This is a genomic window from Facklamia sp. P12950, from assembly GCF_050409465.1.
Taxonomy (GTDB): Bacteria; Bacillota; Bacilli; order Lactobacillales; family Aerococcaceae; genus Facklamia.
Genome location: NZ_JBNUPK010000002.1, coordinates 73737 through 87196 on the forward strand (window position 1 = coordinate 73737; position 13460 = coordinate 87196).

General features: G+C 36.2%; 7 protein-coding genes and 2 pseudogenes. 7 read left to right on the plus strand and 2 right to left on the minus strand.

The window, feature by feature from the left end:
* Nucleotides 1–28: 28 nt before the first annotated feature.
* Nucleotides 29–1369, minus strand: coding sequence for an MATE family efflux transporter (locus ACQV2Q_RS02375; protein ID WP_428873364.1), 1341 nt, complete (start codon nucleotides 1367–1369; stop codon nucleotides 29–31).
* Between the two features lie 161 nt (nucleotides 1370–1530).
* Here ACQV2Q_RS02375 and ACQV2Q_RS02380 point away from each other — a divergent pair, with 161 nt between their 5' ends.
* From ACQV2Q_RS02380 to ACQV2Q_RS02400, 5 genes and pseudogenes are all read left to right on the plus strand, one after another.
* Nucleotides 1531–2718, plus strand: a complete 1188-nt coding sequence (locus tag ACQV2Q_RS02380) for a M20 family metallopeptidase (protein WP_428873363.1) — start codon at nucleotides 1531–1533, stop codon at nucleotides 2716–2718.
* 72 nt (nucleotides 2719–2790) lie between these two features.
* Nucleotides 2791–3342: pseudogene (locus tag ACQV2Q_RS02385) on the plus strand (2-keto-3-deoxygluconate permease).
* 79 nt (nucleotides 3343–3421) lie between these two features.
* Nucleotides 3422–3670 (plus strand): annotated as a pseudogene (locus tag ACQV2Q_RS02390) (2-keto-3-deoxygluconate permease); the annotation flags it as partial.
* 92 nt (nucleotides 3671–3762) lie between these two features.
* On the plus strand, nucleotides 3763–4632 hold the full coding sequence (locus tag ACQV2Q_RS02395; protein WP_428881790.1) for a radical SAM protein: 870 nt from the start codon (nucleotides 3763–3765) through the stop codon (nucleotides 4630–4632).
* 124 nt (nucleotides 4633–4756) lie between these two features.
* Nucleotides 4757–4966 carry a hypothetical protein gene (locus tag ACQV2Q_RS02400; protein WP_428881791.1) on the plus strand — a complete coding sequence of 70 codons (210 nt, stop codon included), beginning with the start codon at nucleotides 4757–4759 and terminating at the stop codon, nucleotides 4964–4966.
* Nucleotides 4967–5260: 294 nt separating this feature from the next.
* On the opposite strand, the gene ACQV2Q_RS02405 is transcribed toward ACQV2Q_RS02400, so the two are convergent.
* Nucleotides 5261–6454: a coenzyme F420-0:L-glutamate ligase gene (locus tag ACQV2Q_RS02405; RefSeq protein WP_428881793.1), complete on the minus strand. Its 1194-nt coding sequence runs from the start codon at nucleotides 6452–6454 to the stop codon at nucleotides 5261–5263.
* Between the two features lie 337 nt (nucleotides 6455–6791).
* Between ACQV2Q_RS02405 and ACQV2Q_RS02410 the strand changes: the two genes are divergently transcribed.
* Both ACQV2Q_RS02410 and ACQV2Q_RS02415 read left to right on the plus strand, forming a co-directional pair.
* Nucleotides 6792–11906 carry a SpaA isopeptide-forming pilin-related protein gene (locus ACQV2Q_RS02410; RefSeq protein WP_428881795.1) on the plus strand — a complete coding sequence of 1705 codons (5115 nt, stop codon included), beginning with the start codon at nucleotides 6792–6794 and terminating at the stop codon, nucleotides 11904–11906.
* A gap of 4 nt (nucleotides 11907–11910) precedes the next feature.
* Entirely contained in the window at nucleotides 11911–13440 is a 1530-nt protein-coding gene (locus ACQV2Q_RS02415; protein ID WP_428881796.1) for a SpaH/EbpB family LPXTG-anchored major pilin, read from the plus strand.
* The last annotated feature ends 20 nt before the right edge of the window (nucleotides 13441–13460 follow it).

Here is a 13460-nt window from a genome sequence, read left to right on the forward strand (position 1 = left end):
TGCCGTTTATGAGCGGCAGTCTTTATTTTTATGAGATTTGATGAATCCATTTTTTAGATTTTACTCTAAATAGGCCAATCACTAATTTGGTAATTTCTTCCGTGGCCGCTAACATTACAACCCATTGAATAGAAAAGTTAAGCACAGCCGCTCCTAGAAAAGCTAAGGGAACGCCTACTAACCATACAGATCCCATTTCTAAGAAAAGGGAATACTTCGTATCGCCTCCACCTCTTAGAACACCTACAATCAGAATGGAGTTAATAGCTTTTAAAATGAAGATAAAGCCCATATAATTTAGTAAAGTCTTACAAAGTTCATAGACTTCTGGTGTTAAATTGGGAAACAACTGTAAACTAATTGAAGGGGTGACGGATAAGAAAAGGCCTACAAATAAGGCAATGACTCCGCCCATTTTAAGAAAACGGATGGCATGAGGATAAACAACATCCATAACGCCGCGCCCAATCGTATTTCCTAACATAATCGTACAAGCATTGGATAGACCACGTATTAAAACAAAGGCTAAGTTCTGGATGGCAAAAACAACTTGAATGGCAGCTGTTTCTTTAGTACCAACCATGGCGTAAGCCACACTATATAATACTTGACCGAGTCCCCAAAAGGTTTCATTAACAATGACAGGAAAGGTGATGCGCAAAAAGTTTTGAATAAAATCTCCCTTAAAATTAAACATCTCTTTAATCGAACCATTAAGCGGACAATCATAGCGACTGACTGTGTAAAAGATAACCAATAATTCCATTAATCGAGCAATGATTGTACCCACTGCTGCTCCCACTACCCCTAATTCTGGGAAACCAAACTTACCAAAAATAAAGGCATAATTGAAAAAAGCATTGAAAACAAAACCAACTATAGCGGCTGTTAATGGCGAACGAGGGTTTCCAGTTGAGCGAAGAGCCACACTGTTCACGAAGCTGACACCAGTTAAGGCATACGACCAAGCAACTACTCTTAAATATTTAGACCCTTCTGCAATGACAGCAGGATCATCAATCATTAAGCCTAATATTCTTTCTGGTATTAGCCATGCCAACAAAGTGAAAAGACAAGCTACTACAAAGGTAATTAAGCACGAAAAAGCATTAACCTTTTGTAATTTAGCAAGATCACCTCGACCATGGTATTGAGCAATCATTACTGAAGCTCCCGTGGCTGTACCAAAACAAATCATAGTGAAAAAAAAGAAGACTTGATTGGCCAAGCCGACTCCTGCGATTGATTCCGGTCCCAGTGATGAGATCATCATGGTATCTAAAGTGTTTAGAAACGAAACGATTAAACTTTGCAAAGAAATCGGAATCGCAATGGCTAACATTTTACGATAAAAATCTTGATTATTCATAGGACACCTCACTTTAAACTGTCCTTTCATTATACCTAATTCTAAGAAAAAAGCTGTAAGAATTTGATGAGAATTTTTTTGTCTTAATTATATATCACCCTATGTGTATGTCTTTACTTTTTAATTAAAGTAGATATGATGGAGTAGAGGAGGCGTTTGCTATGACACTATTAGAGCAATTAATTTCTAAAATCGAAAATAAAGAAGAACGCATAATTGAAATCCGCCGTTATTTACATCAACATCCAGAGTTATCCTTTCAAGAAAAAGAAACTTCTAAATATATTAAAAACTTCTATAAAGACCTTGATATAGATCATATCGAAACGGACTTAGGAGGACAATATGGCCATGTTATTACAATTAAAGGGGGGCAAGAGGGACCTACAATCGCTTTAAGGGCAGATTTTGATGCATTACCTATTACGGAAGAGGTAGATTTGCCATTTAAATCAAAAAATAATGGGGTAATGCACGCTTGTGGTCATGACGGCCATACCGCTTATATGCTGATTTTAGCCGAGTCTCTAATTGAATTAAAAGATCAAATTAAAGGTACAATTAAAATCCTTCATCAACCAGCTGAAGAAGTTCCACCAGGAGGAGCTAAAGCAATGATTAAAGCTGGAGCCTTAGAAAATGTAGACTACATTTTTGGTGCTCATGTGATGAGTCAGTTTAAACTCGGAACCGTTTATACGCATGAAGGAAATACCCAAACTGCCCGAGCTTATTTTAAATTAACCATTAAGGGTAAAAGTGGACATGGTTCGGCTCCACATGATGCAAACGATGCAATTGTAGCTGCTTCGTCTTTCGTCATGAATGCTCAAACGGTAGTTAGTCGTCGAGTAAATCCATTTGATATGGGCGTTTTATCAATTGGTTCATTCGATGGTAAAGGTCAATTTAATATTATTCGAGATAAGGTAGTTCTAGAAGGTGATGTTCGCTCAATGTCGGAAGAAACAGCTAAGACTATTCAAGATATGGTAACACAATTAGCCAAAGGTTTAGAAGAGAGTTTCCAAGTAGAAACAGAATTAGAGTATAAGCCAGACTATCCTGTATTATATAATGATCCTGCAGTTACTAAGAGGGTTACATCAGCACTTGAAAGTCTAAATATCTCTGATATTAAGGCTGTTGAAGATAGTGGACCTATTTCTCCTTCGGAAGATTTCTCTTATTATCTTAAAGAAGTTCCTGGTTGTTTCTTCTATATTGGTGCCAATGAAGATCCAGAAAATAGTTACCCTCATCATCATCCAAAGTTTGAAATCGATGAAAAATCATTAAAAATTTCGGCAATATCAATGGCTGCAGTCGTTGATGAGTTTGTAGGTTAAAAAGGAGTCCCATCTGTTACAGTGGATAAAAAATACCTGCTGGAACTTTCCTCCTTCCCTTACTAATTTCTTCTGTATTTTCACACTTTCTGGCCTGATTTGTCCTATATTGTTAGAATGACTGAGGCTATACTAAGTAAAAACTCAATTGCTTTTATTTTGGCTGCCATCACTTTTTGTTTGGGAACGATGATTAATACAAAAAGTTTGATGAAAGTTATTCAACGAGAAGGGGGCCTTTCTCTTGTTAAAGCTAATTATCAATCATTATTGGGGGGGTTGATATTAAAGGTATTTGGAGATGAAGGTTTCTTAGGTATTAGTCTTTTAGCGCTTATTCTTGCAGTATGTTCAGCCAATCTAGCCATCTTCTTATCCTTAGTTACTGATTATGCCCAAGAAGAAAATAAGATTGGCTTTAACTTTATAGTCTTTTTTAGAATACCAACTTTACCATTAATCGTCTATTCGCTTGGAAAAGCTGATAGCTCTGGCTTTAATTAGATGCCTTTGCTATCAACTCTTATTCCCCTAGTAGTAGGAATTATTATTGGAAATATCGATAAAAAGGCAGTAAAACTTTTTTCGCCAGCTATCGGATTATTCCTGCCTTTATTAGGATGAGGAATCGGTCAGGCTATGAACATTGTCGATAGTTTGCATTCTGGATTAATCGGTGTGATGAGTTGTATTCTTCTATTTAGTAAGCTCACCACTATTTTTAGTAGACAAGTATTTACTTAAAAATGATGGTGTAATGGGCATGTCCTTCAATGCTAAGCTAGAAAGTTCTGCTTCATTTCCCACTTTAATCGCTCAAAGCTATCCTAGTGTAGAACCTTACGTAACACAAGCATCTGCACAAATTCTAACAGGGCTTATTCCCACATTTTTAACATCATTCTTAGTAGCAAAATTCACCAAAAAGCTTCTTAATGCTTTCTGTGGTTGAAACCGATACAAGTTCAATCATATAATTAAGCTAACCATAATTTGGGGTTAGCTTTTTATATATAAACTATTCAAATAGGAGCGATTAAGACTATGAACCAACTTTATTTAAAAATGGTCAATTTCATAACCAATCAGCTAAAAGACCAAAAAATATCTATTCATCACCCAGCTATTAAAAATGATCAAAAGGCATTCGATTCAAATAAACCGTTGAATGTACAAGAATCTATTATAAATAAGAAAGAATTAAAAAGTAAAAAAGGTGAAGAAACAAAAGAGATAGTGATTATTAATCAAAATATATTAGATGTAGATATAGAGAGTTTAATTAATATAATCCCTGCAATTAAAAAAGATCTTTCTAATGCAAAAACTTTAAAAGGTATTACTAGCTCACAAAGTATTTTAGATTCTTCAGAAGAAGATTTATTGAAGTTAAGACTTCACGGTTTAGACCAACTTTATCTTTTAATTGAAACAGGATCAGATCAAACATTAAACTTTTACAATAAACATCTAACTATTCATCAAGAAAAAATCGCTTTAAAAAAATTGAAAAAAGTAGGCATTAACTATTCTATAGTGACTGTTATAGGAGCTGGTGGAAATGGTTTATCTGATAGACATGCCATTGAAACTGCCAAACTTATTAACCATGTCGATGCAGAAGAACTTATTTTATTGACAATCGATGCAGAAGACTTATCTAGTTTAAAAGAGGAAGAGAGAGAAGGCTTTGTAATTTTGACGCCTCGTGAAAGTTTAGAGGAAGAATTAATGCTACTGAATCATATTAATACAAATATCAAAATAAATGGAAATCACTCCTCAAATACAATTTCATTAAGTGGGAAGTTCCCTCAAGATAAAGAAGAAATTATCAGTCAACTGGAAGACAAGCTTTACAATTGGGAAGAAGAAAATAAAAAGAGCTTTAGGGACTTTTTGAAAATATTTTAAGCATCTAAAAGTTATAGAGATTAATTAATGTAACTTTTTTGCTAAAAAAGACAAGCGAATTTATATTTAGTAATGTAGGAGAGAGTATATTTATAAAATCATATCGCATCAAGTAGACTTCACCTTGTGCAGTCATTTTCTAAGTAGTAAATATTTTGACTCTTTAGATAAGTATGACCGTATAACAATCTCGCAAGTAGCCCAAATAGATAATACTTTTTATGAAAGTTTAGCTAAGATTGGCTTTAAACAAATTGCCTATTTTTTAAATATGGCAGGTGGTGGCATCATTAATTCCAATGACTGGATCAAAGTTTTAGATGAAAACCATTGAGCCGGAGCTGGTCTGGATAGCTCTGAGGGTGAAGGCCCTTATGCAGGCAATGGCTTTAAAAATCAAAAAATTTCAGATGAAACCTTCCTTCAAATATTAAATCACCCTAAAATCATCTCCTCACCACACAGTGCTTTTTATACCGACCAAGCCGCAAAAAACTTAGTAGAAGGTGAGCTTAATACCATTTTAGATGTTTTGAAAACAGGAACAACAGCCTACCTCGTGAATTAATCTAAAAAAACTCTGTTAAACACTCAGGTGCTTAACAGAGTTTTTATTTAAAGGGTAAAATTATTGATCAGAAAACTTATCGAAGTAACCTTTGATATAGATGAAAGGTGTTCCTTTATCACCTGAGCCAGAAGTTAAATCAGATAAAGAACCTAATAGGTCTGTTAGTTGACGCGGGGTAGTTCCGATTCTTTCTGCTTGGTCTTGGCTCGCCTCCACATGGCCTGCAATATAATCTGAAATAGCCGTTTGTAAATCTTGACCTTCAAGATCTTTAAATTTGCCATCTGCTAAATACTTTAGCTTTACTTCATTAGGTGTTCCTTCTAACCCACTGGTGTATGCAGGGGATACTATCGGATCGGCTAATTCCCAAATTTGACTTTGAGGATCTTTAAAAGCGCCGTCACCGTAAATCATAACTTCGATTGTTTTACCAGTTAAATCTTTAATTAAAGACTGGACCTCACTGACAAAGGCTTCACCATTAATAGGGAAGAGTTTTACGATTTCATCAGAAGATAGGTTTGCACCTAACAATCCAAATTCTGGATTCGAACCACTACCGTCGACTGGCTGATTCATAATCTCATCCAGTCGGAGTACTTTTGAAGCACCAGCTTGTAATAGGCGTTTTTGAGTACGATTGCGTGTATGAAGATCTGCTGTAATTATGGTGTCTGTGTAATCTAGGACAGCTTTTGGTTGGTTAGCTAAAATAATCGTGCAAGCAGCTCCTTCAGCTTCGATGGTTTCTCGGTAAAGACTTAAATAATCAACACCTGTGAAGGGGTGCTTCATATCGGCAAATATTTTTTTTATTTCTGCTTCTGTGAAGACATCTGTCCATGGATTAATACCAGCATCATCCAAATCTTCAATTAACATAAGCGGATTTCCCACTTCATCGGACGGATAACTCAATTGAACGATCACTTCATCGGCTGCACGAGCAATCGCTTTAAGGGTTGATTGAAAACGGTTACGACTTGTAATAGGGAAGACAACTCCTATTTTTTTGGCTTGCAATTTATCCTGAATGTCCTTTGCAATTTGATCAAGGGTCACGTAATTGCCTTGGGCACGCGCTAAAATGGATTCCGTAATCGCAAGAACATCTCGATCCTCTATCTTGTACTGAGCTTCCTTAGAAGATTCTAATAAAGTCTCCACAACAATCTTGACTAAGTCGTCTCCTTCATGGACAACTGGTGCTCTTAACCCTCTTACTACGGTACCTACTGTTCTTTTCATAATCAAATTCCTTTCTCTCATTGAGATAAATTAATCGACCAACAATGTATAAATGAAAAAAACGACGGAAGACCGCCATCACCCATTTACTAAAATAGTCTATCATAGAGTCTTCTTTGGAGAAAGATTTATATGATTTTTTACAAGAAATTTAAGCCGAATGTTCGGATTCATAGTTATTTTTGCTCTTAATGTTTAATTTTTTTATAAATGCTATAGATTTATTTGCAATGGAACTGTTTTTTTAGATATAATATTTGAAGAAAGCTATGCAATTGATTATGATCTTAAAATGCTATTAAGTTATAGAATACACAACGATTAAGAGGTGATAAAATTGAAAAAATATTCACAAACCCTTTGGAATACTATGTTAGTGCTCCTATTGCTTCTATCAACCATTCCCTTTAAAACTTTCACTACGGTCTATGCCCAAGAAGCAATAGACCCGAATATTCTTCAATTAAAAAATAATCCTTCTACTTGGCAAATATTTTTGAATAGCAACAATAATATGGAACCAAGTGATCAGCTTATAATGTTTGAAACAGATGCTGAATTTGAACAAGTCCATTCATTTAAACTTATTACCAATCAAGAAGAAACTATTTCCATGCGATTAGTTAATCAGCAATCAGATTTTAATAGGGCTATTAAGAATTTTATGCAATACCGCGAAGAGATGGAGGCCTATCAGCAGGATAAGGTTCATTACGAAGAAAAATACCAAACTTATCTGGAAGCCAAAAAACAAAATGATCTTGAGTGGCAAGCCTACCAAGAAGCCCTAGAGACTTATCAGCTAGAATATGCAAATTATGAGCAAGAACTAGAAGCATACTGGACACAATATAACCAACTAATTGAGAGTGGTCTTGAAATTCCTTCCGACCTAGTTGAACCACAAGCCCCAAGTCAAGCTGATTTAGTAGAACCTGAAGTTTTTACAATGGAAGAACCATTAGCACCAGAAAATCCTTATAATGAAGAAAAAGAGAAACTTTGGCAAGTCGGATTCAAAGCGAATGCTAATGAAGAAGTTTATCAATTTTGGATACCAAAAGCTTACTTTAAACATACACTGCAAGCAGAGGTAGATCGTTCAGATTCGATGAGTAAAAGTTTTACCGTTAAAGCCGTTACGCTTTTTTCGAATAGGAAGATTACTGCCCAGCAAACTGTTCCTAAAAACGATGACAATAATAAAGAATTAGCGACAAACGAAGAATCAACAACAGTCACGATAGTTGATGATAATGCAACTACTATAAATCAAGAAAATAAAGAATCAAGTCAAGAAGATCAAACAAAAGATAAAAGTACTCAGCTAAATCCTGAGCCGATCTTAAAAGATGAAATTCTTGTTCAAGTCGATCAACCTTTGTTAGCGGAAAATGTAGTCGAAAATTACAGTGATTTATCGAAAGAAGTGCTGTACGAATGGGAGGAAGCCATAGATACTTCGCAAACAGGGGTCTTCCAAACCATTTTATCCATCACTTTTCCTGACGGTGAAACCATTAAATTACCTGTAGAATATGAAGTAATAGCAAGATTTTCTAATATCCAAGCGCGATCAGCAACGGATTCTACCACACCCGTCTCAAATAAATTTAATATCTTAGCCTTAGACCAGTTTGATAATCCGGCGCCTGATGTAGAAGTAAAGCTTTTTCATTATAATCGAAAAGAAGAAGATTGGTTTACCTTTGATCTAAGCCTTGTAAATGACGACTCCCAACCAACTTCATATACAGGGACTAATGGCTATACTGCTTATTACAACGTTCCAAGAGATGGAAGTTACCCTTACTTTTATGTCAAGCTTATAAGTACACCTAATGGGTATGCACCGCCTAAAATTGGCCTACTAGAAAAGAATCCAAGTCTTGTTGCAAATAAATTCGACCCCAAAGAAGGCAGTTATTATGGAGCATACAATCTTTCAGCCAATGGTACTTTATCTCCTGATTATAATAATATTTATCGTCCATTTGCCAAAAATGGTCGTGAGGTACTAAATAACGCCGCACTAATCCGACTGGAGATATTGCTGACGGATTTAACTTTTAAAAAAGTTGACCAAGAAACGCAACAACCCTTAGCGAATGCAGTCTATCGCTTAAGTAAAGAGGGGGATTCTTCCTTTAGTCAGACCGTAATTTCTAATCAAGAAGGAAAGTTAGATTTTACTAAGTTGAGCTATGGTAGCTATGAACTCAAAGAAATTAATGCGCCTGATGGGTACCTTGAAAGTGAGAAAACAATTTTATTTGATATTGATCAAAACGAGGATAAATCAGCCGTTTTCGCCAGAAATTTTCGCCAATCCTATAAAGGAAGCGTTACTTCGCTAGGGGATACCCCTCCCATTTTAGAAAACAAACCCAATCGTTTAAGAATCCGCAAAGTTAATAAACAAGGCGATTTACTTGAAGATGCTCAATTTACATTAAAAACACTTAATGGAACAGTAATTCCAAAAGAAACTAGCAATTCGTCAGCAATTTTTGAATACAGTCGCTTATCAGAGGGAAGTTATCTCTTAACTGAAGACAAGGCCCCAATTGGCTACTATTTGCCTCACAATAACAAGTGGACCCTGGTGGTGGATGCAGATGGCAAGATCCGTTTACAAGGCAATACAAGCAATATTAGTGAGATAAATTCTACAGATGATAGCCAAAGCTTTAATCTTATCAATCAAGAACATACACTTGATTTTAAGTTCACAAAAATTGGCTTAAATGAAAGCCGTTTAGCTGGGGCTCAATTTGATTTGAAACAAACACAGCCCTTTGAAGCTGAGATTGCTTCAGTCACAACGGATTCCAGTGGAGAGGTTCAATTTGAGGACTTAGGAGTCGGCTCCTATGAATTAATAGAAACAAAAACACCGCCTGGCTATGTAAAACAACATTTAAAAACCCTTTTTGATTTGGAATTATTAGCAGATAATAGCGGGTTAATAATTAAAAATATTCAAACAATTAACTTAGACACACAAAAAGAAGTGGCCCCACTTTTAAAACGCAATCCAGTTTCTAATCTTTATGAATATAGCAATACTAGAGAATCCTATTCCTTCTTTAAGGTAGATGAAAAAGGCAAACCTTTATCAGGGGCTCAATTCCGTGTGGTTAATGACGCTAAAACTGAAGAGGTTTTAATAAAGACAAGTGATACAAAAGGGCGAGTAACTCTCAATCGAACAGCCACTCAACCTAATTCAACCTTTACTATTCAAGAGATTCGAGCACCTTTAGGGTATCAAAAGAGTCAAGCAACATGGAAAATTACAACAGATGAATTTGGACAAGTCACTATGGAACCCCCTACTGGATCAGACGAATTTACTGGTTCAAGTGTCGTAGATGGGGCAGAGGATCAGATCAAAATGACTAACAAACTCTTAACCTATACCATTCAATTCACCAAGGTGGGACTTAACGACTTGCCGTTAGAAGGGGCAAAGTTTACTTTAACGCCTGTTATCAAGAATGATCAAGGTGAATATATTGAGGACTCGAATCAGACTGCTCTGATCGCTCAATCAGCTTCAGATGGCACAGTCATTTTTAACGATCTCCCCCTAGGTTTCTATCGTTTACAAGAAATACAAGCTCCACCAGGTTATGTTGCCCAAAGCGATGCCTATGATATCATTGAGATAAAATTGGATACGCTAGACAATAAATATATTGCGGATATACTGCCAGAATACAATCAATTGCTCACTGGAGATGACAATCAAGGCTATACCGTTTCAAACCTAGTGGACTCGAACTTTAAAATTGTGAAATACGGCTATAGTGAAAAAGGGGAAGAGTTGGATCCTTTTACGCAACCGGTTATTCCTTTAGCTGGTGTGCAATTTGAACTAAAGGGAATAGAAGGAAAAGATTATCTACAAACAGCCACGACCAATGCGACGGGAACAGCAGGTTTTACCGATGTAGAAACAGGTAAATATGAATTAAGGGAATTGAGTAGTCCCAACACTCATTTAAGGTCAAATAATGTCTATCAAATAGAGATTGTTTCGGATGCAGGAGGAATACGCCCTCACATCACCCGTATAGAAGGTACTGATGAGGAGGACTTCTTAACAAAAGACGACTCTGGCAACTATCGCTTAGATTTTGCCATTAATCGTCAAAACCCCACCAATATCCAACTAAAGAAAGTAGCAGATGATAATGAAGGTCTGTCTATCGAGTCAATGCCCCCTTTAGAAGGTGCAAGCTTTCAAATTTATGAGTACGATAGACAAAAACAAGAACGAGTCGGACAAGCTTTGGCTACTAAAGTAACCGGAGCAGATGGCTTGCTTGCATTCAAGAATTTGCCAGTTGGCAAAACTTATGAAGTTGTAGAAACCCAATCACCTGTTAATTATGAGACAATAAGTGGAGGAGGTATCAGTGCAAAAGTAGAAGTTTCTGACAAAGGAGAATTAACTTGGCTTTCCCAATCTGATGCCCATTGGAATTTCGAAAGCAGTGATGGCATTCCGAGAGTGATCAACCGTTTCCATCCGATCGAAATTGAATTTTGGAAACGGGATGATATTAATAATCAAAATGGAGACTATGGCAATGCTATAGCTGGTGCCGGCTTTACATTGACCCGTATGGAAGGGGACCCAGCAAGTGGATTAAGTTCGAGTCATGAAAGCTGGACAGTTACCAGTGATACCAATGGAAGAGTTAGTTTTAACCAAGAATTATCTAATTATCGTCCCATCAGAACAGAGGAGAATTATGTTTATTTCCATCTGGATGAAAGCTTTGTACCAGATGGCTATCGAAAAATTGTTAAGCCAGTTATCATTCAAGTAGATAGAAGTAACAACGTCTCTATAATGCCGGATGATTTAATTAAGAACGAAAATGCAATAGTCTTAGATGCTAATAAGGGCTATGTTGTGATTAATGAACTTATCAGGACCGATTTTAGTTTCAATAAAATTGACGGTGAGGACCCTACTACAAGAATAACTGGCAGCATCTTTCGCTTAAAATCTAAAGCTGAGGATAATAAAGATCACCGTCTTATTGATCAAGTCGTTAGCCAGAATAATTATAATTCCATCGTCTTTAAAGATTTACCTCTTGGAAAGTACCTATTATATGAAGAAAAGGCACCTGCAGGCTATAAGCTCCTGGGACAACCATTAACTATTGAAATTATTGAAAGTACCGATTCCCAAGGGAATAAAACAGGCCAAGCAGAATTCATATTGGATGAAAAGCAAGTCGATTTTATTAGCAAACGAGAAACAAGCTCTGACGGTAATGACAATGAAATTGTTGTAATGAATTACCAATCGCATGACCTTATACTTACTGGAGGAACGGGGGTGCTGATTTATCTAGTTTCCGGCTTCATATTAATGGCTTTAACAAGTTTTTATTATCTTCAATCAAAAAAAACACATGAAAAGGAGTAAACACATGAAAAAAAGCAACTTATTAACAGCAGTCCTTGTTTTTATTTTGGGACTCTCGAACATTTTAACTCAGGCCCCTTCAGTATTTGCAACAGAACCTTTCGATGCAAAGGTAACCATTCATAAACTGCAAGCAGATTCATATAATTCTGATTTACCAAAAGCAAACCAGGACGGGACAATAATTACAGACCTTTCTACTCTCGGTACCAATGTAAAACCCTTATCTGGAGTAAGCTTTACAGCTTATGAAATTGATAAAGATAGCTATGATAAAGCAATTGCTGGTACAAAGCCTACCCAGCCAGCATCTGGAGGCCAGCTTCTCGGTGAAACCGATTCAAATGGAACGGTTGAATGGACAGTAAATGTTGATCCTGCTAACCCTAAATACTTTGCTGTTTTTGAAACAAAAAAACCAAATTCCGTAACGGAGTCATTAGCGGTTCCATTTGTAATTGCTTTTCCAATGACTAAATTTGACGGTAGTGAATATCTTAAAGATATTCATATTTATCCTAAAAACGTCACAGGTGCTTTTCCGGTTATCGGTAAGGATATTGCTAAGTTAGGTTTTAATGAAGCCTCATTCAATGTTGGCGAAGCTTTTCAATATATTTTAAAAGGAACCATCCCAACAAATATTGAAAAATATTCAAAATATACCTTTACAGACCAGTTAGATCCGGCCTTAACGATTAAGCATGATGACCTTAAACCGACGATTAAGGTGGGAAATGAAACGTTAATTATAGAAGATCATTTCAATTATTCAGTCAGTGGTCAAACTATAAGTATTGCTTTAACACCAAAGGGTATCGAACAAATCGCTTCTCAAGTTCCTTTAGCAAATCGAAATAAAATCGCTGATAATGAAATCGATGGTATTTCGTCCAATACAAATGAAGCACCATTTATTGAAGTTAGTTTTACTGCCTACCTTAACGGCACTCACTCATCTACTGATACACCAATTACAAACAATGCAACAATTACTTACAATAATAGTGTGGTAGAAGAGACTACTAGCGCTTCAAATGATGTTTCGATCAAATACGGAAGTCAAGAATTTCAAAAAGTTGACTCCAATAAGAAAGCTCTTTCAGAAGCTGTTTTTACTGTCTTAGAAGATAATGCTCCGATGAAGTGGAACGAACATCTTATCACCCTTAACAATGCCGAGAGTAATCCAAAATTCCCAGATGCAATGGTTGGTAAGGTTATCCAATTAAAATCTGATGCCGAGGGTAATTTTTCAATTGACGGACTGGCATACTCAGCGCAAGGAAATGAGGGAACTAAACCATCGCAGTATTCAGTTAAAGAAACTAAAGCACCGGAGGGTTATCAGTTGTTAGCCGATGCTGTTAATTTTTCAGTAGAAAAAGATAATCAAAAACTTGAGATTACTAATAATTTACGTCCATCTATCCCAGCAACTGGTGGTATAGGGACTGTCATCTTCATCGTAGCAGGCGCATTACTAATGTTCCTTGCAATTTATGGTCGTCGTAAGGCCAAAGAAGAAGCCTAAACGATTAAGAATTTAAGGTA

Excerpts from the sequence above, each read along its gene's own strand:
- ACQV2Q_RS02375 (WP_428873364.1), bottom strand. The coding sequence starts at position 1,369 with ATGAATAATCAAGATTTTTATCGTAAAATGTTAGCCATTGCGATTCCG.
- ACQV2Q_RS02380 (WP_428873363.1), top strand. The coding sequence starts at position 1,531 with ATGACACTATTAGAGCAATTAATTTCTAAAATCGAAAATAAAGAAGAA.
- ACQV2Q_RS02395 (WP_428881790.1), top strand. The coding sequence starts at position 3,763 with ATGAACCAACTTTATTTAAAAATGGTCAATTTCATAACCAATCAGCTA.
- ACQV2Q_RS02405 (WP_428881793.1), bottom strand. The coding sequence starts at position 6,454 with ATGAAAAGAACAGTAGGTACCGTAGTAAGAGGGTTAAGAGCACCAGTT.
- ACQV2Q_RS02415 (WP_428881796.1), top strand. The coding sequence starts at position 11,911 with ATGAAAAAAAGCAACTTATTAACAGCAGTCCTTGTTTTTATTTTGGGA.